Origin of the sequence: Pseudomonas sp. S3E12 (assembly GCF_001702295.1) — a bacterium.
GTDB lineage: Bacteria > Pseudomonadota > Gammaproteobacteria > Pseudomonadales > Pseudomonadaceae > Aquipseudomonas > Aquipseudomonas marginalis.
The window spans coordinates 275,427-297,600 of sequence record NZ_MBDT01000008.1 but is presented as its reverse complement, the minus strand read 5'-3'; the positions used below and the strand labels follow the sequence as shown (position 1 = coordinate 297,600).

Genomic DNA, 22,174 nt, shown 5'->3' with positions numbered 1-22,174 from the left:
TAGACAGATAAGACCTGATTACCATGGCTCTACTGCAAATCGCCGAACCCGGCCAAAGCCCTCAACCGCACCAGCGTCGCCTGGCGGTGGGGATTGACCTGGGTACCACCAATTCCCTGGTTGCTGCCTTGCGCAGCGGCCTGTCCGAGCCGCTGCCCGATGCCGATGGCCAGGTGATCCTGCCGTCCGCCGTGCGTTATCACGCTGATCGCACCGAAGTCGGTGAATCAGCCAAGTTGGCGGCGTCTACCGACCCCTTGAACACCGTGCTGTCGGTCAAGCGCTTGATGGGTCGTGGTCTGTCCGACGTCAAGCAATTGGGCGACCAACTGCCGTACCGCTTTGTCGGTGGCGAATCCCATATGCCGTTCATCGACACCGTCCAGGGCCCGAAAAGCCCGGTGGAAGTGTCGGCGGATATCCTCAAGGTGCTGCGCCAGCGCGCGGAAACCACGCTGGGTGGCGAACTGGTCGGCGCGGTGATCACCGTCCCGGCGTATTTCGATGATGCCCAGCGCCAGGCCACCAAGGACGCGGCGAAACTCGCCGGCCTGAACGTGTTGCGCCTGCTCAACGAGCCGACTGCTGCGGCCGTGGCCTATGGCCTGGACCAGCATGCCGAAGGCTTGGTCGCTATTTACGACTTGGGTGGTGGCACTTTTGATATTTCGATCCTGCGCCTGACTGGCGGTGTATTCGAGGTACTGGCTACCGGTGGCGATACAGCCCTGGGTGGCGATGACTTCGACCACGCCATCGCGGGTTGGATCATCAGCAGCGCCGGCTTGTCCGCTGACCTGGATCCGGGTGAGCAGCGTAACTTGCTGCAAACGGCCTGTGCTGCTAAAGAGGCGCTGACTGACGCTGCTTCTGTTGATGTTTCCTACGGCAGTTGGTGCGCCAAGCTGACTCGCGAAGCCTTCGATTCGCTGATCGAACCGATGATCGCCCGCAGCCTGAAAGCCTGCCGTCGAGCCGTGCGTGACTCCGGTATCGAGCTGGAAGACGTCGGTGCCGTGGTCATGGTCGGCGGTTCAACCCGTGTGCCGCGGGTTCGCGAAGCCGTGGCCGAAGCCTTTGGTCGCCAGCCGCTGACAGAAATCGACCCGGACCAGGTGGTCGCCATCGGCGCCGCCATCCAGGCCGATACCCTGGCCGGCAATAAGCGTGATGGCGGCGAATTGCTGCTGCTCGACGTCATCCCGCTGTCCCTGGGACTGGAAACCATGGGTGGCCTGATGGAGAAGGTGATTCCGCGCAACACCACCATCCCCGTCGCGCGCGCCCAGGACTTCACCACCTACAAAGATGGCCAGACGGCCATGATGATTCATGTACTGCAAGGTGAGCGCGAGCTGATCAGCGACTGCCGCTCCCTGGCCCGCTTTGAATTGCGCGGCATCCCGGCCATGGTCGCGGGTGCGGCGAAGATTCGCGTGACCTTCCAGGTCGACGCCGACGGCCTGCTCAGCGTCGCCGCGCGCGAACTGGCGTCCGGCGTTGAAGCCAGCATCCAGGTCAAGCCGTCCTACGGCCTGACTGACGGTGAAATCGCCAAGATGCTCAAGGATTCGTTCCAATACGCCGGCGACGACAAGGTCGCGCGCGTACTGCGCGAGCAACAAGTGGATGCCCAGCGCCTGCTTGAAGCGGTGCAGGGCGCCCTGGATGCCGACGGCGAGCGCCTGCTGGATGCCGAAGAGCGCATGGTCATCGACCTGCAGATGCAGGAACTGGCCGAACTGATGAAAGGCAACGATGGTTACGCCATCGAGCAACAGACCAAGCGCTTGTCGCAGGTCACTGACGCCTTTGCCGCCCGCCGCATGGATCAGACGGTGAAAGCCGCACTGGCCGGGCGCAACCTGAATGAAATCGAGGAATAATTAATGCCGCAGGTCATTTTTCTGCCACACGCCGAGCATTGCCCGGACGGTATGGTTGTTGAGGCTGAGACCGGCAAGTCCATCCTCGAAGTTGCCCATGACAACCATATCGAGATCGAAAGTGCCTGTGGTGGTGTGTGTGCCTGCACCACTTGCCACTGCATCATTCGCGAAGGCTTCAATAGCCTGGAAGAGGCCGATGAGCTGGAAGAGGATTTTCTTGACCGCGCCTGGGGCCTGGAAGCCACTTCTCGCCTAAGCTGTCAGGCCAGGGTCGGGACTGAAGACATTACCGTCGAAATTCCGAAATATTCGCTCAACCATGCAGCCGAAGCGCCGCACTGATTCAAGGAAGTGTCATGAGTCTTAAATGGGTTGATGTGCAAGAGATCGCTATCCTGTTGGCCGACGGCAACCCGGATATGGATCCCTACTCCCTGAATTTTGTTGCTTTGCGTGACATGGTCATGGCCTTGCCAGGCTTTGATGATGAGCGCGATCGCGGTGGCGAAAAGGTTCTGGAAGCTATCCAGACTGCCTGGAAAGAAGAACAGGACTGACGCCTCCCTTACGCAGTTAGGCAATACCCAAGAACCCGCGTATAATTCGCGGGTTTAATTTTTCGTAAATTACCGTTTCTGGAGTTACACCATGGCTGTTCAACGTACTTTCTCCATCATCAAGCCTGACGCTGTTGCAAAAAACGTCATCGGCGAGATCACCACTCGTTTCGAAAAAGCCGGCCTGAAGGTTGTAGCTTCGAAACTCAAGCAACTGTCCAAGGCTGAAGCTGAAGGCTTCTACGCTGAGCACAGCGCTCGTGGCTTCTTCGGCGACCTGGTTGCCTTCATGATCTCCGGTCCTGTTGTTGTTCAGGTTCTGGAAGGCGAAAACGCCATCGCTCTGAACCGTGAGCTGATGGGCGCTACCAACCCTAAAGAAGCTGCTGCCGGCACCATCCGTGCTGACTTCGCTGACTCCATCGACGCCAACGCTGTACACGGTTCGGACTCCGAAGCCGCTGCTGCTCGCGAAATCTCGTACTTCTTCGCAGCTACCGAAGTAACCACTCGCTAAGCATCGGCTTAAAGAGTGAGGGTGAATCCATGACGACATCGACTGTAAAAACCAACCTGCTGGGTCTGACTCAACAGGAAATGGAAAAATTCTTCGACTCAATCGGGGAGAAGCGTTTCCGTGCCGGTCAGGTAATGAAATGGATTCACCACTTTGGCGTCGACGATTTCGACGCCATGACGAACGTCAGCAAGGCCCTGCGCGACAAGCTCAAGGCTATTGCTGAAGTACGTGGCCCCGAAGTGGTCAGCGAGGACATCTCCAGCGACGGCACCCGTAAGTGGGTGGTGCGCGTAGCGTCCGGCAGCTGCGTCGAGACCGTGTACATTCCCCAGGGCAAGCGCGGTACCTTGTGCGTTTCGTCCCAGGCAGGCTGTGCCCTGGACTGCAGTTTCTGCTCCACCGGCAAGCAAGGCTTCAATAGCAACCTCACTGCCGCCGAAGTGATCGGCCAGGTGTGGATTGCCAACAAATCCTTTGGCAGCGTCCCGGCGACCGTCGACCGTGCCATCACCAACGTGGTGATGATGGGCATGGGTGAGCCGCTGCTGAACTTCGACAACGTCATCGCAGCCATGCACCTGATGATGGACGACCTGGGCTACGGCATCTCCAAGCGCCGTGTGACCCTGTCGACCTCCGGCGTGGTCCCGATGATCGATGAGCTGGCCAAGCACATCGACGTCTCCCTGGCGTTGTCGCTGCACGCACCCAATGACGCATTGCGTAACCAATTGGTGCCGATCAACAAGAAGTATCCGCTTAAGATGCTGCTCGAATCCTGCCAGCGTTATATGGCGACCTTGGGCGAGAAACGTGTGCTGACCATTGAGTACACCATGCTCAAGGATGTTAACGACAAGGTCGAACACGCGGTCGAGATGATTGAACTGCTCAAGAACACCCCGTGCAAGATCAACCTGATTCCGTTTAACCCGTTTCCACATTCTGGTTACGAGCGGCCAAGCAACAACGCCATTCGCCGTTTCCAGGATCAACTGCACCAGGCCGGCTACAACGTCACCGTGCGCACCACCCGTGGTGAAGACATCGACGCCGCCTGTGGTCAGTTGGTCGGGCAGGTGATGGACCGTACCCGCCGCAGCGAGCGCTATATCGCCGTGCGTGAATTGAACGCCGCCGACGATCTGCCGCAAATTGCTGTGAATCGAATCTGAGAGAGGATCTCTATGCCCTTGCGCCTTGCGCTGCTTTTGCTGGTTACCGGCCTCGCCGCCGGTTGTGTTTCATCGGGCCATGACAGCCCTTTGCAAACCGGCAAGGGCCGTGACGAGGCGCGGGCTGCCTATGTGCAACTGGGGTTGGGTTACCTGCGACAAGGCATGAGCGAGCAGGCCAAGGTGCCGTTGAAAAAAGCCCTTGAACTGGACAGCGACGATGCCGACGCCAACGCTGCGCTGGCCCTGGTGTTCCACGCCCAGGCCGAGCCTGAACTGGCTGACCGGTACTTCAACAAAGCCCTGGCCGCACGGCCTGCCGATCCGAAACTGCTGAACAATTACGGCAGTTTCCTGTTCAAGCAAAAGCGTTATGAACAGGCCGCCCTTTATTTCCAGCAAGCCAGTACCGATACCCTCTATCCTGAGCGCGCACGGGTGTTCGAGAACCTTGGGGTAACCTCGATGCGCCTCGGCCAGCGCGACAGCGCACGCCAGCAGCTGGAAAAAGCCCTGCACTTAAACGGCCATCAGCCACGAGCGCTGCTCGAAATGGCTGAGTTGTCCTACGAAGACAGGCATTATGTGCCGGCACGTGACTATTACGAGCGTTTTAGCCTGCTCAGCGGGCAAAATGCACGTAGTCTATTGCTCGGCGTGCGCCTGGCGACGGTTCATGAAGAACACGACACGGCCGCACGTTTTGGCCAGCAACTCGAACGACTCTATCCCGGTACGCCGGAATATCAGCAATACCTGTCGGAGCAATGATGAAAGCGGCGCACCCGGAAGTTGTAGCAGCTAATCGCGTAAACCCAGGCGACACCTTGCGTCAGGCCCGCGAAAGCAATGGTTGGTCGCTGGCGGAAGTGGCCCTCAAGCTCAATTTGACCACCACCTCCCTGGGCAACCTTGAGGCCGGCGCATTCGACAAGCTGCCTGGGCATACCTTCGCCCGTGGTTATATCCGCGCCTACGCCAAGTTGCTGGGCATCGACCAGGCCGTGTTGGTCCAGGAATTCGACCAGTTCACCGGCACCGACTCCCAGGGCAGCAATGTGCATGGCCTGGGGCGCATCGAAGAGCCGGTGCGGGTTTCCCACACAATCCTGCGTATTGTCAGCCTGTTGTTGCTGATCGCCGTGATCGGCGGCGGTTTCGTCTGGTGGCAAGACCAGACGTCCCAGCGCAGTAAGGACCTGACCAGCAACGCCATGGAGCACGTCGAAGTCGAAAGCGCCGACGGCACCACCCAGATTCATCCGCTGGATGAGCCGGAAGACCAGGCCGTAGCCCAAGGCCAGGCTGCCCCCGAAACCCCGGCCGCCGCTGAGCCGTCCGAGCCGGAAAGCGCCTCGACCGCCGCCGTACCGGCCCCAGTGACACCGGCAGCGCCAGCTCACACACCCGCGGCTCCGGTTGCCCAGGCTCATACGCCGGCTGCTCCGGCCCCGGCGCCAGCGACTACGGCGCCAACCGCTCCGGCAGCCCCGGCGATTTCACCACCCACCACCCCTGCGTTGATCGCCGGTGACGGGCGTGTACAAATTACCTTCGTCGCTGACTGCTGGACGCAAGTCACCGATGGCAACGGCAAAGTGCTGGCCAGTGGTCTCAAGCGTAAGGGCGATACGCTCGACCTGGGCGGCAAGCCTCCTTTGACGCTGCGTCTGGGCTTCGCCCGTGGCGCGCAAGTGGCCTACAACGGCCAGCCTGTAGACGTAGCGCCGTTCACCACTGGCGAGACCGCTCGCCTGAAGTTGGGACAATAGTCATGCACGGCGAATCTCCAATCAAACGTCGCGTATCGCGCAAGATCTGGGTTGGCTCGGTGCCGGTGGGTGGCGACGCCCCCATCGCGGTACAGAGCATGACCAACAGCGACACCAATGACGTTGCCGCTACCGTTGCCCAGATCAATCGCCTGGAAGCGGCCGGGGTAGACATCGTTCGGGTATCCGTCCCGGACATGGACGCTGCCGAGGCTTTCGGTCGCATCAAGCAGCTGGTCAAGGTGCCGTTGGTGGCCGACATTCACTTCGACTACAAGATTGCCCTGCGCGTGGCCGAGCTGGGTGTCGATTGCCTGCGCATCAACCCGGGCAACATCGGTCGTGAAGACCGTGTGCGCGCTGTGGTGGACGCTGCCCGTGATCGGGGGATCCCGATCCGCATCGGCGTCAACGCCGGTTCCCTGGAAAAAGACCTGCAAAAGAAGTACGGCGAGCCGACCCCGGCAGCGCTGGTCGAGTCTGCACTGCGTCATGTTGAACACCTCGAACGCCTGAACTTCCAGGACTTCAAGGTCAGCGTAAAGGCCTCCGACGTGTTCATGGCGGTGGAAGCCTACCGCCTGCTGGCCAAGGAAATCGTGCAGCCGCTGCACCTGGGGATCACCGAAGCCGGCGGTTTGCGCTCAGGCACAGTGAAATCTGCGGTGGGTCTCGGTATGCTGCTCGCCGAAGGGATTGGCGATACTATCCGCATCTCGTTGGCGGCAGACCCGGTAGAGGAAGTGAAAGTCGGCTACGACATTCTCAAATCCCTGCGTTTGCGTTCACGCGGTATCAACTTCATTGCCTGCCCGAGTTGCTCGCGGCAGAACTTCGACGTGGTGAAAACCATGAACGACCTTGAGTTGCGCCTCGAAGACCTGCTGGTGCCGCTGGATGTTGCAGTGATCGGTTGCGTGGTCAACGGCCCGGGTGAAGCCAAGGAAGCCCATGTGGGCTTGACTGGCGGTACACCGAACCTGATTTACATCGACGGTAAGCCGTCGCAGAAGTTAACGAATGACAATCTGGTGGATGAGCTGGAAAAGCTGATCCGCGAGAAAGCGGCCGAAAAGGTCGCGGCTGACGCAGCGCTGATCGCTCGCGGCTGATTGAACGAATTTAAGGATTTGATGTGAGCAAGTCTCTGCAAGCCATTCGTGGCATGAACGACATCCTGCCGGAGCAAACGCCGTTGTGGCGCTACTTCGAAGGTACTGTCGCGCGCCTGCTGGATAACTACGGTTACAAGCAGATCCGCATGCCGATCGTCGAGTTCACCGAGCTGTTCAAGCGCTCCATCGGTGAAGTGACCGACATCGTCGAAAAAGAGATGTACACCTTTGAAGACCGTAACGGCGACTCCCTGACCTTGCGTCCGGAAGGTACCGCCGCGTGCGTGCGCGCCGTGCTTGAGCATGGCCTCACCGGTGCTGGCCAGCCACAGAAACTGTGGTACATCGGCCCGATGTTCCGTCACGAACGTCCACAAAAAGGCCGTTATCGCCAGTTTCATCAGATCGGCCTGGAAGTGTTCAACATCGACGGCCCGGACATCGACGCGGAGCTGATCGTGCTGACGTGGCGCCTATGGGGCCTGCTGGGCATCCGCGACGCGGTCAAGCTTGAGCTCAACAGCCTGGGCACCAGTGAATCCCGCGGCCGCTATAAAGTGGCCCTGGTCGAGTATCTGTCCGCCCATCTGCACAAGTTGGATGAAGACAGCCAGCGTCGTCTGAAGACCAACCCGTTGCGCGTCCTCGACACCAAGAACGCCGACACCCAGGCCGTACTGGTCAATGCGCCGAAAATGGCCGATTACCTGGACGACGAATCCCGCATTCACTTCGAAGGCCTCAAGGCTCGTCTGGACGCGGCCGGCATTCCGTTTTTGATCAATACCAAGCTGGTGCGTGGCCTCGATTACTACAGCAAGACCGTGTTCGAGTGGGTCACCGACAAGCTCGGCGCCCAGGGCACCGTGTGTGCGGGTGGCCGTTACGACGGGCTGGTCGAGCAGATGGGCGGCAAGCCGACCACCGGCGTGGGCTTCGCCATGGGGATCGAGCGGCTGATCCTGCTGCTGGAAACCCTGGAGAAGGTTCCGGAAGAAATCTCCCGTCAGGTGGACGTGTACCTGTGCGCCTTTGGCGAGGCCGCCGAACTGGCTGCCCTGGCCCTGAGCGAAAAAGTACGTGACCAGTTGCCCAACCTGCGCCTTCAGGTCAATGCCGGCGCAGGCAGCTTCAAGAGCCAGTTCAAGAAGGCCGACAAGAGCGGTGCGCTGTACGCACTGATCCTTGGCGATGACGAGCTGGCCCAGCAAGTGATAGGTTTCAAACCCCTGCGTGGCCAGGGCGAGCAACAGAACATTGCCTTTGATGCGCTCGCTGCGCACTTGGCCACCTGCGTCGTGCAGGGTTGAAGCTGTCGAACAGCCGAATTTAGCGATTAAGGAGTATTGGGGTGTCGAGTACTGATGATGAGCAGTTGGCCGAGTTCAAGGACTGGTGGCAGCGTAACGGCAAGCCCCTGGTTACTGGCGGTCTGCTGGCTTTAGTGGTGGTGTTCGGCTGGCAAGCCTGGACAAAGTATCAGGCCAACCAGTCCCAGGGCGCCTCGATCGTTTATCAGCAATTGCTGGAAACCACCCTGACGCCGGACGGCAAGCCCGACCCCGCGCAGGTTGCAGACCTGGCAGGCAAGCTGAAGAACGAATTCGGCGGCAGCACCTACGCCCAATACGGCAGCCTGTTCGTCGCGAAAGTCGCGGTCGATACCGGCAAGCTGGATGACGCCGCCGCAGAACTCAAGGCCATCGCCGACAAGCCGACCAACCCGACCCTGGGTGAAATCGCGCGTCAGCGCCTGGCCCAGGTATTGGCGGCACAGAACAAGGCTGACGAAGCACTCAAACTGCTCGACGGCGATGCGGACAAGGCATTTGTAGCCACTCGCGAAGAGCTCAAGGGCGACCTGTTGGTCCAATTGGGTCGTACCGACGAAGCCAATGCTGCGTACAAGAAAGCCAAGGCGGCGCTGTCTGATGAAGCGGCGGTCGGTGGCTTACAAATCAAGCTGGACGACTTGGCCAAAGGGGATGCATGACGTGATCCGTTGGAAACATGCAGCATTGCTGGCTCTGGCCGTTCTGGCCGCGGGTTGCAGCAGCAACAGTAAAAAAGAACTGCCTCCGGCCGAGCTGACCAGCTTCAAGGAAGAAGTCGTCCTGCAAAAGCAATGGAGCCGCTCCATCGGTGATGGCCAGGGCGAGACCTACAACATGTTGGTACCGGCAATCGACGGTGACAACATTGTGGCCGCTGACGTAACCGGCGTGGTGATCTCCATGGATCGCATGAACGGCGACGTGAAGTGGAAGAAAGACCTCGAATTGCCTGTATCCGGCGCCGTAGGCGTGGGTTACGGCATGGTCATGCTCGGCACGCTCAAGGGCGAAGTCGTGGCGCTGGACTCCAGCACCGGTGAAGAGAAATGGCGCGCTCGCGTGACCAGTGAAGTCCTCGCACCGCCTGCCACCAACGGCGATATCGTCGTGGTGCAAACCCAGGATGACCGTGTGATCGGCCTGGACGCCAGCACCGGCGAACAGCGTTGGTTGTACGACAGCACCCCGGCGGTGCTGACCTTGCGCGGTACCAGTGGTCCGGTTGTGACCAACAATCTGGCCGTTGCAGGCCTGTCGACCGGTAAAGTAGTCGCCCTGGACACCAGGAACGGCGTGCCGGCCTGGGAAACCCGTGTGGCCATCCCCCAAGGTCGTTCCGAGCTGGATCGCGTAGTGGACATCGACGGTGGCTTGCTGCTGTCGGGTGAAACCCTCTACGTCGCCACTTACCAGGGCCGCGTTGCCGCGCTGGACCTGCAGAGCGGCCGTGTCAACTGGCAGCGTGATGCTTCCAGTTATGCGGGTGTCGCCCAAGGGTTTGGCAGCGTCTACGTAAGCCTGGCGTCCGGCACCGTTGAAAGTGTCGACGAGCGTTCCACCACTGCACTGTGGAGCAATGACTCCCTGGCCCGTCGTCAATTGTCGGCCCCGGAAGTGTTCTCCAGCTATGTAGCGGTCGGCGACTTCGAAGGCTACCTGCACCTGCTGAGCCAGGTGGATGGTCGTTTTGTAGGTCGTGAGCGTATCGACAGCGACGGCCTGCGTGCCCGTCCGCTGGTGGTGGGCAACATGCTTTATGTGTATGGCAACAGCGGCAAGCTGGAAGCCCTGACCATCAAGTAAAGGTTTGACTATGCTTGGGGTAAAACCCAGGCGGCCCCGCTTCGGCGGGGCATGCGGCATTTGAATATGCTGCCCCGAGCACCAGCCGCTGCCTTGCAGCGGCTTTTGTATTTTCTGAAATAACGAAGTGGAGAGCCGCATGGTTCCCGTAATCGCCCTGGTGGGCCGACCTAACGTCGGCAAGTCCACCTTGTTCAACCGCCTGACCAGGACTCGTGACGCCATCGTCGGCGACTTGTCCGGTCTGACCCGTGATCGCCAATACGGTGAGGCAAAGTGGCAAGGGCGCTCCTACATTATTGTCGACACCGGTGGTATCTCCGGTGATGAGCATGGCATGGACGAAAAGATGGCCGAGCAGTCCCTGCTGGCCATTGAAGAAGCCGATGTCGTGTTGTTCCTGGTGGACGCCCGCGCGGGCTACACGGCTGCCGACCAGATGATTGGCGAGCACCTGCGCAAGCGCAACAAGCGTTCCTATCTGGTCGCCAACAAGATCGACAACATCGATCCTGAGGCGGCCCGTGCCGAATTCAGCCCGATGGGTCTTGGCGACGCGATCCCGGTCGCCGGTGCCCACGGTCGCGGCATCACCCAGATGCTGGAAATCGCCCTGCGCGACTTCCCCAAGGATGACGTCGAGGAAGAAGAAGGCGAAGAAGAGATCGTTGCCGAAGGCGAGGAAGCCAAGCGCATTCCCGGCCCAAGCGAAAAAGACGGTATCAAGATTGCAATCATCGGCCGCCCGAACGTGGGCAAGTCGACCCTCGTCAACCGCATGCTCGGTGAAGACCGGGTAATCGTCTACGACCAGCCCGGCACCACCCGCGACAGTATCTACATCCCGTTCGAGCGTAACGACGAGAAGTACACGCTGATCGACACCGCCGGTGTGCGCAAGCGCGGCAAGATCCACGAGGAAGTTGAAAAGTTCTCCGTGGTGAAAACCCTGCAGGCGATCAAAGACGCCAACGTGGTGATCTTCGTGATGGACGCCCGCGAAGGCGTGGTGGACCACGACCTCAACCTGCTGGGCTTTGCCCTCGAAGCCGGTCGGGCGCTGGTTATCGCGATCAACAAGTGGGACGGCATGACGCCGAGCGAGCGCGATTTCGTCAAGATCGAGCTGCAGCGTCGCCTGTTCTTCGTCGAGTTCGCCGATATCCACTTTATCTCGGCCCTGCACGGCACGGGTGTGGGCAACCTCTACTCCTCCGTACAGAACTCGTTCAAGTCCGCCGTGACCCGCTGGCCGACCAACCGTCTGACCCAGATCCTCGAAGACGCCGTTGGCGAGCACGCACCGCCGATGGTCAACAACCGCCGGATCAAACTGCGTTACGCCCACTTGGGTGGTGCCAACCCGCCGATTATCGTGATCCACGGTAACCAGATCGAGAAGGTACCCAAGTCCTACGTGCGTTACCTGGAAAACACCTACCGCCGTGTCCTGAAACTGGTGGGTACGCCGATCCGTATCGAGTTCAAGGGTGGCGAGAACCCATACGAAGGCAACAAGAACACACTGACTGACCGCCAGGTGAACAAGAAGCGTCGTTTGATGACTCACCACAAGAAGGCCGACAAGAAGCGTCGCGACAAGAAATAGCAGCCGCTTCACGTTGTAAGTTACAGGCTGCAAGAGAGGGCTCCTTTGGAGCCCTTTTTTGTGCCTGGCGGTTTGTCGCTTGACCTGCTTGCAGCTTGCAGCTTAAAACTTGCAGCTCACCCGAAGGGGGCTCCCATGATCACCAGCAAGCTGCCAAATGTCGGCACGACCATTTTCACCACCATGTCGCAACTCGCTGCCGAAACCGGCGCGCTCAACCTGTCCCAGGGGTTTCCCGACTTCAATGGGCCTCAGGCTTTGCTCGATGCCGTGGGCAAACATGTTGCCAGCGGGCACAACCAATATTCACCGATGACCGGCCTGCCGGCCTTGCGCCAGCAAGTGGCGACCAAGATCGCCCGCAGCTATGGCGCCACGGTGAATGCCGACAGCGAAGTGACCATCACCCCTGGCGCCACCGCCGCGATCTTCTGCGCGATCCAGGCGGTGATTCGCACTGGCGATGAGGTCATTGTGTTCGACCCCTGCTACGACAGCTATGAGCCCTCGGTCGAACTGGCCGGTGGCCGCTGCGTGCATGTGCAACTGAGCCTGCAAGGCTTTGCATTGGACTTCGAGAAGATCAAGGCCGCGCTGTCGCCACGTACGCGCATGATCATCCTCAATACCCCGCACAACCCAACCGGCGCGCTGATCAACCGCGCCGAGCTGGACCAGTTGGCTGAACTGATCCGCGACCGCGATATCTACCTGGTCAGCGACGAGGTCTACGAACACCTGGTATTCGACGGTGTGCCCCACGTCAGCGTGCTGGCCCATGAAGAGCTGTACCCGCGGGCGTTCGTGGTCAGCTCCTTCGGCAAGACTTACCACGTCACCGGCTGGAAAACCGGCTACGTGGTCGCGCCACCGGCCCTGACGGCCGAACTGCGCAAGGTGCATCAATACGTCAATTTCTGTGGCGTGACCCCGTTGCAGTTCGCGTTGGCCGATTTCATGGCTGAACACCCGGAGCACGTCGATGAACTGCCGGGGTTCTACCAGGCCAAGCGCGACCTGTTCTGCGACCTGCTGGCACCGTCGCGTTTCAGCTTTACCCGGGTGGCCGGCACCTACTTCCAGTTGGTCGATTACTCACTAATACGCCCGGACCTGGATGACGTCGCCATGTCCCTGTGGATGACCCGCGAGCATGGCGTGGCGACCATCCCGGTCTCGGTGTTCTACCAGAGCCCACCGCAAGGCCAGCGCCTGGTGCGCCTGTGTTTTGCCAAACGCGAGGAGACGCTGCGACAAGCGGCTGAAAAACTATGCGTGATCTGACGGCATTGCCTGACTTGAATATCGCCTTGGTCCAGACCATCCTGGCCTGGCACGACCGCCAGGCCAACCTCGAGCATTTCGAGGGGCTGCTGGAGCAGGCCCGCGGCGCCGACCTGATCGTACTGCCGGAAATGTTCACCACCGGTTTCTCCATGGCGTCGCAAACCCTCGCCGAGCCGGAAAACGGCCCGACCCATCAGTGGCTCCAGGCCCAGGCTGCGAAGTACAACGCCGTGATCACCGGCAGCGTGATCATCCAGGCCGCTGATGGCAGCCACCGCAACCGCCTGTTGTGGGCGCGGCCGGATGGCGAGGTGTTGCACTACGACAAGCGTCATCTGTTTCGTATGGCCGGTGAACACAATCACTACACCCCCGGCGAGCGCCAGGTGCAGTTCGAGTTGAAAGGCTGGCGTGTTCGGCCGCTGATTTGCTACGACCTGCGCTTCCCGGTGTGGAGTCGGGATGCCCACGACACTGACTTGCTGCTCTACACCGCCAATTGGCCGGGGGCGCGGCGCCAGCATTGGAACCGCTTGTTGCCGGCGCGGGCTATCGAGAACCTGTGCTACGTAGCGGCGGTGAATCGAGTGGGCACCGACGGCAAGGGCTTTGCCTACACCGGCGATAGCCAGGTGCTGGATTTCCAGGGCGAGAGCCTGCTGAGTGCGGGGGAGGCCGACGGTGTGTTCCAGGTGTGCCTGGGCGCGGCTGAACTGGCGGCGTATCGCACCAGGTTTCCGGCGAACCTGGATGCCGATAGCTTTCAGTTTGTCTGACAGGCCGTTATCGGGGGCAACCCAAATCTGAAACTCAATAAAAAAGGCCCCTGGGTGCTCACCCAGGGGCCTTCTGTATGACGGCGAAGGTTACGCCGCTTTCGCTTCCTGCTGGCTCAACGAGCGGTTCAGCGCACTGAACAGTGCCTTGAAGCTCGCCGTGGTGATGTTTTCATCAATACCCACGCCATGCACCGGGCGTTCACCGTTCACACGCAGTTCGATATAGGCCGCGGCCTTGGCGTTGGTGCCTGCGCCGATGGCATGTTCGTTGTAGTCCATGATCTCCACCCCAATTGGCAGGCCGGCCACCAGCGCTTCCAGTGCGCCGTTGCCTTTGCCTTTCCAGTGCAGGTTGGTTTCGCCCTGGCCCTTGCCCGAGACTTCCACTTCGACAAAGCTGTTGCCGTTCTCTTCCTGCAGGCGATGGCTGACCAGCGCATACGGGGTGTTGGCTTGCAGGTATTCACGCTGCAGCAAGGCGTAGATCTGCGGTGCGGTCATCTCCAGGCCCACACGGTCGGTTTCGGCCTGGACAACCTGGCTGAACTCGATCTGCATGCGGCGTGGCAGGCTGATGTCGTATTCCTGTTCCAGCAGGTAGGCGATGCCGCCTTTGCCCGACTGGCTGTTCACCCGAATCACCGCCTCGTAGCTGCGACCGATATCGGCCGGGTCGATCGGCAAGTACGGCACTTCCCACAGCGCATCCTCTTTCTGCTGGGAGAAGCCTTTGCGGATCGCGTCCTGGTGAGAACCGGAGAAAGCGGTGTGCACCAGATCGCCGACGTACGGATGACGGGGGTGAACCTGGATCTGGTTGCACTCCTCGACGACTTTGCGTACGCCGTCGATGTCGGAGAAGTCCAGCTGCGGGTCGAGGCCCTGGGTGTACATGTTCAAGGCCACGGTGACGAGGTCGACGTTACCGGTACGCTCGCCGTTACCGAACAGGCAACCCTCGACACGGTCGGCGCCAGCCATCAGGCCCAGCTCGGTGGCGGCTACGCCGGTGCCGCGGTCGTTGTGGGTGTGCAGGCTGATGATCACGCTGTCACGACGGTTGATATGGCGACCGAACCACTCGATCTGGTCGGCATAGATGTTCGGCGTGGCGCACTCGACGGTGGCCGGCAGGTTGAGGATCATCTTGTGCTCAGGCGTCGGGTTCCAGACCTCGATCACCGCATCACAGACTTCCTTGGCAAACTCCACCTCGGTAGCGCTGAAGGTCTCCGGCGAGTATTCGAAGGTCCACTGGGTTTCCGGCTGCTGGGCGGCGTACTTGACGAACAGCTTGGCCGCGTTGACCGCGATGGCCTTGATGCCGTCCTTGTCCTGGTTGAACACGATGCGGCGGAACGACGGCGACGTGGCGTTGTACAGGTGCACGATGGCCTTTTTGGCGCCGCGCAGGGATTCGAAGGTGCGTGCGATCAAGTCTTCACGGCCCTGGGTCAGCACCTGGATGGTGGTGTCCTCGGGGATATGATTGTCTTCGATCAGTGTACGCACGAAGTCGAAGTCGGTTTGCGATGCGGCCGGGAACGAAGCCTCGATTTCCTTCACGCCGACCGCGACCAGGGTCTTCCAGAAGCGCAGCTTTTTCACCGCGTCCATCGGCTCGATCAGCGACTGGTTGCCATCACGCAGGTCGGAGCTGCACCAGATCGGCGCGGTGGTGATGGTTTTGGAAGGCCAGGTGCGATCCGGGATGTCGATGGTCGGAAACGCGCGGTACTTCGAAGACGGGTCTTTGAGCATGCTCATCGGGAAATCCTTTGTTGTAGGGGCCGAGAAAAGGCGGCCTGCCGTAGAACTGTTTTTAGGGATAAAACGTAAAGACGAGGCAGATCGATTCAGCCTGGCAGTCGTGCGCTGACAAGGCACAGGCTGCGGTGCTGGCGGAGCTGAATGAGGGTGTGAGAGGTTTTCATAAGCTCAACCCTAACCGCCGGGGTGAAAGATGGCAAGCAGTCGCTAAAAATTGAGAGAAGTTCTTTTATCTGCGTAAGAAACGGGATTTTATGGTTGGGAATTGCGCCTGGGCTAGATTAAATTGCGCGACCGTTATCGGGCGCGCAATCGCTTCATTCACGGTTGGAACGCCCCGATGAAAATCGCCGGGTCGACCCGTGCATCGTTCAGGCTCACATTCCAGTGCATATGCGGTCCGGTGGCGCGGCCGGTTGCGCCGACCTTGCCCACCACCGTACCGCGCACCAGTTGATCGCCGACTTTTACATCGATCTTCGACATGTGGCAGAACATGCTGATAAAGCCCTGGCCGTGGTCGACAAACACGGTATTGCCGTTGAAGAAGTAGTTACCGACCAGAATCACCTTGCCGTTCGCCGGAGTCTTGATCGGCGTGCCTGCGGGTACGGCGAAATCCAGGCCCGAATGCGGGTTGCGTTCTTCACCGTTGAAGAAGCGACGCACGCCGAACTTGCTCGACAGCGGCCCGTTCACCGGCTTATCCAGCACCAGATTGCTTGGCAGGTTGGGGCTGAAGCTGCGATACGCCTTGATCTGTACCGCCAGTTCCGCCTCGATGCGCTTGAGTTGCGCTGGGGCCGGGTTGACCTGGCTTTTGTTCTTCAAGGTGATGCGCTGTTCCGGGTACTTCTTGTAACCAACGATAAACGGCAGGCTGCGCCCGCCGCTGCTGATGCGCTCGTTGCCCGGCTTGACCGTCAGCGGGATGCCGACAATCGCCAGCCAGTTGTCCTGCTCCTTCACCACCAGCACGGGTTTGCCCTGGTACGTGGCTTTCGGCGCGGCAGCCGAAGGGCCGAGTTCAACCACCGCAACGCCGCCGGGCACCGGCTTGTTCAAGGTACGGCTGATATAGCTGTCTGCATGAGCGTTAACGGCGAGGCATAGCAGCAACAACACACTAAAGAAACGTGGCATCAATCAATCCAATAACGAAAGGGTGACGGGGGTCAGGTGGTTATCTTCCACCCGCACCTGCAATTGGCCTTCACCGAGGCGCGCGGTGAGGCGCTGGCCGGTGTGGGTCTGTGCGGCGTTGCGGATGGCCTGGCCACGCTCGTCCAGCAGGATGCTGTAGCCACGGCCCAAGGTTGCCAGCGGGCTGACCACCTGCAACGTCTGCACCTGGCTTTGCAGTTGCAGGCGACGCGCCTTGAGGCCTTCGCGCATGGCGCGGGGCAGGCGTTCGGCAAGGCTGTCCAGGCGCTGGCGCAGCAGGGCCAACTGGCGCCCCGGATGCTGGCCGGCAAGGCGGGTTTCCAGGCGGATCAGGCGTTCGCGGCGGGTATTGAGGCTGCGCTCGAAGGCGCGGCGCAGGCGCATATCCAGGTCATCCAGGCGCTGGGCCTGCTGGCGCAGGCGTTCGCCGGGGTGCCGCAGGCGTCGGGCCATGCCTTCCAGGCGCAGACGGTCGTGGGTCAGGCGATTGCGCATCAGCATCACCAGGCGGCGGTGCAGGTTCTCCACCTGGCGCACCAGGTGGCTGGCGTCCGGCGCCAGCAGTTCAGCGGCGGCGGAGGGGGTGGGGGCGCGCACGTCCGCTACGAAGTCGCTGATCGACACATCGGTTTCATGGCCGACGGCACTGACGATTGGCGTCACGCAAGCATCCACCGCCCGCGCCACGGCTTCTTCGTTGAAGCACCAGAGGTCTTCCAGCGAACCGCCGCCACGCGCCAGGATCAACGCGTCAAAGCCGCGGGCGTCGGCGAGTTTCAACGCACGTACAATCTGGGGGATCGCTTCGCGGCCTTGCACGGCCGTCGGGATCAAGGTCAGTTCAACGTTCGGCGCTCGACGGCGGAACACGCTGATGATGTCGCGTATCACCGCACCGGTCGGCGAGCTGATAATGCCAATACGCCGAGGGTGCGCCGGCAGCGGCACCTTGCGTTCGGCACTGAACAGGCCCTCGGCGCTGAGTTTTTCCTTCAGGGCATCGAAGGCCAGGCGCAGCGCGCCATCCCCGGCCGGCTCCACGGTATCGAGGATCAACTGGTAGTCGCCACGGCCCTCGAACAGCGAGACCTTGCCGCGCACCTTCACCGCCAGGCCATCCTTCAACGCCTGGCGAACCCGCGCGGCGTTATTGCGGAACAGTGCGCAGCGCACCTGGGCGCCGCTGTCCTTGAGGGTGAAGTACACATGGCCGGAGGCCGGGCGGGCGAGGTTGGAGATCTCGCCTTCGACCCAGATATTGGTGAACACGTCTTCCAGCAACACCCGCGCGCGGCCGTTGAGCTGGCTGACAGTCAGGACTTCGCGGTCCAGGCCCAAGCGGGCAAAGGGATCTTTAATCATGGGCGGCAGTTTATAGGCATTCGTGCAGGGTTTGACAGAACTGCTCCACCAACGCGCTCGGTGACTGCTGGCAGGCCAGGGCGACGGTGCTCAGGCAGTCCGGGTCGGCCAGGGGCAAAAAGTACACGTTGGCTGGGGCGATGTCCTGCATGGACTTTGGCAGCAAAGCTATACCGAAACCGGCCTGGATCAACTGCAACTGGGTGGTCTTGCGTGACATCACTCGCGCGGCCTTGGGGAAAAATCCCGCACGCATGCACAGTTCGGCCGACAGATAACTCAGGCCGCCGCGCTGGGGATGGGGGATCGAGATAAACGCCTGGTCCTTCAATTGCTCCAGTTCGATGGGCGCCTGGCTGCGCGCCAGCGCATGATTCGCAGGCACGGCCAGCAGCAGGGGTTCGCTGTATAAAGGCATGACCCGCACACCTTCGCGCTGGCGCAGCACGGGTAAACGCAGCACCCCGACTTCCAGGCGACCGTCGGCGATTTCTTCCAACTGCGCTTCGGAGGACAGTTTGCCGATATCCATCGACACCCCAGGGCAGCGCTCCAGCCAGGTGCTGATGCCTTGCAGTAAAGGTCCGCTCATCGGCACGGTGCTCGAATGGCTGAGGCGCAGCGTGCCCAATTCGCCATTGCCCACTTGGGTCGCCATCTGGCTGGCCTTGAGCAATTCGCTCAGCAGGTTGCGTGCCCGTGGATAGAAGGCTTCACCGGCGGCGGTCAGCCGCGGCTGGCGCGCGGTTCGTTCGAACAGCGGGGTTTGCAGTTGGTTTTCCAGCTCCTTGATCTGCCGGCTCAGGGCCGATTGCGCCACGAACAAACGTTCGGCGGCCGCACTGAAGCTGCCGCTGTCGGCGATTTCGACGAAGTAACGCAGTTGGCGGGTGGAGATCACACGTCATGCCTTTTCGAGATGGGTAGAGGGCTTTGAAGATATTAGTCGCATCCCTCACCGATGGCTAAAGTGATGGTCATCTTCAATAAGGAATTACCCATGAGCCCGGTTGAGCTGATGAGTCAGTGGTCATTTGGTGGTATGGATTGGCTGGCGATCGGCCTGGGCGTGGGGGTGGCCTATATCGTGTTCGGCATCGCCGGTTTTGGCACGGCGCTGGTGGCGGGGCCGATCCTGCTCGTGTTTATGCCGCTGTCGAAGATCATCCCGCTGTTGGTGCTGCTGGATTTCGTCGCGGCCTTCGGCGGCCTGCTGCAAACGCGGCGTGACGTGAACAAGGCTGAGTTGCTGCGCCTGCTGCCGTGCATGGCCATCGGTTGCACCCTGGGCGTGGTGTTTCTGCTCAACCTGCATTCGGACCTGTTGCTGCTGCTGATGGGGCTGTTTATCAGCGCCTATGCGATTTACAGTCTGGCGGTAAAAAACCGGCCAACGCAGCTGGCCGCTGGCTGGTCGATCCCCATGGGCACCGTAGGCGGGTTGTTCGGTGCGTTGTTCGGCAGTGGTGGCTTTTTATATGCAATCTACCTCAACAGCCGGTTGCCCAAGGACGCGGCGCGCGCCACCCAAAGCGCGCTGATCAGCTGCAGCACGGTGGTGCGCCTGAGCCTGTTCCTGATCGCCGGGGTGTATGCTGACTGGCCGCTACTGATGTTGGCGCTGTGCCTGCTGCCGGCGATGGCCCTGGGGCTGTGGTGTGGGCGCAGGCTGACCATGCGCATGTCCCGTGAGGCCTTCGTCCGGCTGGTGACGTGGTTGGTGCTGGCCAGTGGCATTGCGTTGATTGGGCGGTACTTGAGCACTTGACCTGATTTCTTCAGGGATTAAGCTGCCGTCCTCCCGGGCCTCATCGCGGGCTTGTCCGCGATGAGGCCAGAAGCCACGCCGCAGGTCCCCCATGAATTCCCAAAGCATCCTTGTCCCGAAAATCTCCACCTTGCCCGTCCACGAACCCCGCGCCCGGGCGATCGTGCGGTGGCTGGTGCGCAAGAACATCATCAAGGAAGAACTGACCACCTGTGGCCGCACCGGCAACCGCATGGCCTATGCCCTGGCGGACGGCGCCCGCGCCGTGGTGCTGCACCCCGAGGCGCTGCCGTTCAACGAGCCGGTCAATGGCCTGGAGATCATCTACAAGCGCTGCATCTATACCCCGGCCAAGGGCTTTCTCGAAGAAGCCGGCTGCCCGGAATGCCTCAAGGAAGTCGGCGAGGCGCTGTTCGAAAGCCTGGAAGACTGGATGCCCGGCCACACCGACAACTTCACCTGCCCGCTGTGTGGGCATGAAGATGACATCAACGGCTTCCTGTTCCTGCAGGCGTGCGGGTTTTCCAACCTGGGATTCATCTTCAACAACTGGGCGGAGGCGGGGTTCAAGCAGAGCTTTATCGACGAATTCGCCGATTGGCTGGACCAGAAGATCAGCTGGGTCAAAGTCGAGCTGTAGTCCTTCTATCACTATTCCCAAATATGTCAGAGTTTTACATTGAGACCTGGGGGGTGTCTGAGTATAATGGCGCGCTTCCATTTTCCCGCTCGGGAGCCCCCGCGATGCTGCGTATCAGCCAAGAAGCTCTGACATTCGACGACATTCTCCTAGTGCCCGGTTATTCCGAGGTGCTTCCTAACGAAGTCAGTCTCAAGACCCGCCTAACCCGTGGCATCGAGCTGAATATTCCCCTGGTTTCCGCTGCCATGGACACCGTCACCGAAGCCCGTTTGGCAATCGCCATGGCCCAGGAAGGCGGCATCGGCATCATCCACAAGAACATGACCATCGAGCAGCAAGCTGCCGAAGTGCGCAAGGTCAAGCGTTACGAAGCCGGTGTGGTGAAGGATCCGATCACCATCGAAGCCGACGCTACCGTGCGTGACCTGTTCGACCTGACTCGCCTGCACAACATCTCCGGCGTTCCGGTACTGCACGATGGCGACCTGGTCGGCATCGTCACTTCCCGTGACGTGCGTTTCGAGAACCGTCTGGAAGTCACCGTCCGCGAAGTGATGACGCCTAAAGAGCGCCTCGTGACTGTCAAGGAAGGTGCCGACAAGAACGACGTGCGCGAACTGCTGCACAAGCACCGTATCGAGCGCGTGCTGATCGTCGACGACAAATTCGCCCTCAAGGGCATGATGACTGTCAACGACATCGAAAAAGCCAAGGCTTACCCGCTGGCCAGCAAGGATGACCAAGGTCGTCTGCGCGTCGGCGCTGCGGTCGGTACCGGCAAAGACACCGGTGATCGCGTTTCGGCCCTGGTGGCGGCCGGTGTTGACGTGGTGGTGGTCGACACCGCCCACGGTCACTCCAAAGGCGTGATCGACCGCGTTCGCTGGGTCAAGCAGAACTTCCCTGAGGTGCAGGTGATCGGCGGCAACATTGCCACCGGCGCTGCCGCCAAGGCCCTGGCCGAAGCCGGTGCCGATGCGGTCAAGGTCGGTATCGGCCCTGGCTCGATCTGCACCACGCGTATCGTTGCCGGTGTGGGCGTGCCGCAAATCAGCGCCATCGCCAATGTCGCCGCTGCCCTTGAAGGCACTGGCGTACCGCTGATCGCCGACGGCGGCATCCGTTTCTCCGGTGACCTGTCCAAGGCTATCGTTGCCGGTGCTTCCTGCGTGATGATGGGCTCGATGTTCGCCGGTACCGAAGAAGCGCCGGGCGAGATCGAACTGTTCCAGGGCCGTTCCTACAAGGCTTACCGCGGCATGGGTTCGCTGGGCGCCATGTCCCAGGCGCAAGGCTCTTCCGACCGTTATTTCCAGGACTCCTCGGCAGGCGCCGAGAAGCTCGTACCGGAAGGCATCGAAGGCCGTGTGCCGTACAAGGGCACCCTGAGCGCCATCATCCATCAACTGATGGGCGGCCTGCGTTCCTCGATGGGCTACACCGGCAGCGCCGACATCGAAGAAATGCGCACCAAGCCAGAGTTCGTACGGATCACCGGCGCCGGCATGGCTGAATCCCATGTCCACGACGTGCAGATCACCAAGGAAGCGCCAAACTACCGCGTAGGTTGAGGCTTCCAGCAAAACGTTAAGTAACCGGGGCTGTTCTTTCAGCCCCGAGTTGTTTC

General features: G+C 60.7%; 21 protein-coding genes. 17 read left to right on the top strand and 4 right to left on the bottom strand.

Annotated features, from left to right (window positions below):
* Positions 1-23: 23 nt before the first annotated feature.
* From hscA to BB029_RS11435, 14 genes are all read left to right on the top strand, one after another.
* Entirely contained in the window at positions 24-1,886 is a 1,863-nt protein-coding gene (gene hscA, locus BB029_RS11500) for a Fe-S protein assembly chaperone HscA (RefSeq protein ID WP_065939251.1), read from the top strand.
* Between the two features lie 3 nt (positions 1,887-1,889).
* The gene (fdx, locus tag BB029_RS11495) at positions 1,890-2,231 is read left to right on the top strand and encodes an ISC system 2Fe-2S type ferredoxin (RefSeq protein WP_027605415.1); all 342 of its coding nucleotides are present in this window, start codon (positions 1,890-1,892) and stop codon (positions 2,229-2,231) included.
* Between the two features lie 14 nt (positions 2,232-2,245).
* A complete protein-coding gene (iscX, locus tag BB029_RS11490) occupies positions 2,246-2,446 on the top strand; it encodes a Fe-S cluster assembly protein IscX (protein ID WP_017846180.1) in 201 nt (66 codons plus the stop codon).
* Positions 2,447-2,537: 91 nt separating this feature from the next.
* Positions 2,538-2,963 carry a nucleoside-diphosphate kinase gene (gene ndk / locus BB029_RS11485; RefSeq protein ID WP_017846179.1) on the top strand — a complete coding sequence of 142 codons (426 nt, stop codon included), beginning with the start codon at positions 2,538-2,540 and terminating at the stop codon, positions 2,961-2,963.
* Between the two features lie 29 nt (positions 2,964-2,992).
* Positions 2,993-4,141 (top strand): 23S rRNA (adenine(2503)-C(2))-methyltransferase RlmN, encoded by a 1,149-nt coding sequence (gene rlmN, locus BB029_RS11480; RefSeq protein ID WP_027605416.1) that lies wholly within the window; start codon positions 2,993-2,995, stop codon positions 4,139-4,141.
* Between the two features lie 12 nt (positions 4,142-4,153).
* Positions 4,154-4,912 (top strand): type IV pilus biogenesis/stability protein PilW, encoded by a 759-nt coding sequence (gene pilW / locus BB029_RS11475; RefSeq protein WP_065939250.1) that lies wholly within the window; start codon positions 4,154-4,156, stop codon positions 4,910-4,912.
* Entirely contained in the window at positions 4,912-5,913 is a 1,002-nt protein-coding gene (locus BB029_RS11470) for a RodZ family helix-turn-helix domain-containing protein (protein ID WP_065939249.1), read from the top strand. The genes pilW and BB029_RS11470 overlap by 1 nt, the downstream gene beginning before the upstream one ends.
* A gap of 2 nt (positions 5,914-5,915) precedes the next feature.
* On the top strand, positions 5,916-7,025 hold the full coding sequence (ispG, locus tag BB029_RS11465) for a flavodoxin-dependent (E)-4-hydroxy-3-methylbut-2-enyl-diphosphate synthase (protein ID WP_003175952.1): 1,110 nt from the start codon (positions 5,916-5,918) through the stop codon (positions 7,023-7,025).
* Between the two features lie 23 nt (positions 7,026-7,048).
* Complete coding sequence (gene hisS / locus BB029_RS11460) at positions 7,049-8,338, top strand: histidine--tRNA ligase (protein ID WP_065939248.1); 1,290 nt, start codon at positions 7,049-7,051, stop codon at positions 8,336-8,338.
* A 41-nt stretch (positions 8,339-8,379) separates the two neighbouring features.
* A complete protein-coding gene (locus BB029_RS11455; RefSeq protein ID WP_027605420.1) occupies positions 8,380-9,021 on the top strand; it encodes a YfgM family protein in 642 nt (213 codons plus the stop codon).
* The gene (bamB, locus tag BB029_RS11450; RefSeq protein WP_027605421.1) at positions 9,014-10,165 is read left to right on the top strand and encodes an outer membrane protein assembly factor BamB; all 1,152 of its coding nucleotides are present in this window, start codon (positions 9,014-9,016) and stop codon (positions 10,163-10,165) included. The genes BB029_RS11455 and bamB overlap by 8 nt, the downstream gene beginning before the upstream one ends.
* A 139-nt stretch (positions 10,166-10,304) precedes the next feature.
* Complete coding sequence (der, locus tag BB029_RS11445) at positions 10,305-11,774, top strand: ribosome biogenesis GTPase Der (RefSeq protein ID WP_065939247.1); 1,470 nt, start codon at positions 10,305-10,307, stop codon at positions 11,772-11,774.
* Between the two features lie 135 nt (positions 11,775-11,909).
* Positions 11,910-13,058, top strand: a complete 1,149-nt coding sequence (locus tag BB029_RS11440; protein WP_065939246.1) for a pyridoxal phosphate-dependent aminotransferase — start codon at positions 11,910-11,912, stop codon at positions 13,056-13,058.
* Complete coding sequence (locus BB029_RS11435) at positions 13,046-13,837, top strand: amidohydrolase (RefSeq protein WP_065939245.1); 792 nt, start codon at positions 13,046-13,048, stop codon at positions 13,835-13,837. Before BB029_RS11440 ends, BB029_RS11435 begins: the two co-directional genes overlap by 13 nt.
* A 90-nt stretch (positions 13,838-13,927) precedes the next feature.
* On the opposite strand, the gene leuA is transcribed toward BB029_RS11435, so the two are convergent.
* The 4 genes from leuA to BB029_RS11415 form a co-directional block, all read right to left on the bottom strand.
* Positions 13,928-15,607 (bottom strand): 2-isopropylmalate synthase, encoded by a 1,680-nt coding sequence (gene leuA, locus BB029_RS11430; RefSeq protein WP_065939244.1) that lies wholly within the window; start codon positions 15,605-15,607, stop codon positions 13,928-13,930.
* Positions 15,608-15,931: 324 nt separating this feature from the next.
* Positions 15,932-16,753: a M23 family metallopeptidase gene (locus BB029_RS11425; RefSeq protein ID WP_065939243.1), complete on the bottom strand. Its 822-nt coding sequence runs from the start codon at positions 16,751-16,753 to the stop codon at positions 15,932-15,934.
* 3 nt (positions 16,754-16,756) lie between these two features.
* Positions 16,757-18,136, bottom strand: a complete 1,380-nt coding sequence (xseA, locus tag BB029_RS11420) for an exodeoxyribonuclease VII large subunit (RefSeq protein ID WP_053135528.1) — start codon at positions 18,134-18,136, stop codon at positions 16,757-16,759.
* Between the two features lie 10 nt (positions 18,137-18,146).
* Positions 18,147-19,037, bottom strand: a complete 891-nt coding sequence (locus BB029_RS11415) for a LysR family transcriptional regulator (protein WP_065939242.1) — start codon at positions 19,035-19,037, stop codon at positions 18,147-18,149.
* Positions 19,038-19,136: 99 nt separating this feature from the next.
* On the opposite strand from BB029_RS11415, the gene BB029_RS11410 reads away from it, so the two are divergent.
* The 3 genes from BB029_RS11410 to guaB all read left to right on the top strand — a co-directional run bounded on the left by BB029_RS11410 (position 19,137) and on the right by guaB (position 22,118).
* On the top strand, positions 19,137-19,904 hold the full coding sequence (locus BB029_RS11410) for a sulfite exporter TauE/SafE family protein (RefSeq protein ID WP_065939241.1): 768 nt from the start codon (positions 19,137-19,139) through the stop codon (positions 19,902-19,904).
* 91 nt (positions 19,905-19,995) lie between these two features.
* Positions 19,996-20,544 (top strand): sugar ABC transporter ATPase, encoded by a 549-nt coding sequence (locus BB029_RS11405; RefSeq protein ID WP_065924854.1) that lies wholly within the window; start codon positions 19,996-19,998, stop codon positions 20,542-20,544.
* A gap of 104 nt (positions 20,545-20,648) precedes the next feature.
* Positions 20,649-22,118: an IMP dehydrogenase gene (guaB, locus tag BB029_RS11400; RefSeq protein WP_010207937.1), complete on the top strand. Its 1,470-nt coding sequence runs from the start codon at positions 20,649-20,651 to the stop codon at positions 22,116-22,118.
* The last annotated feature ends 56 nt before the right edge of the window (positions 22,119-22,174 follow it).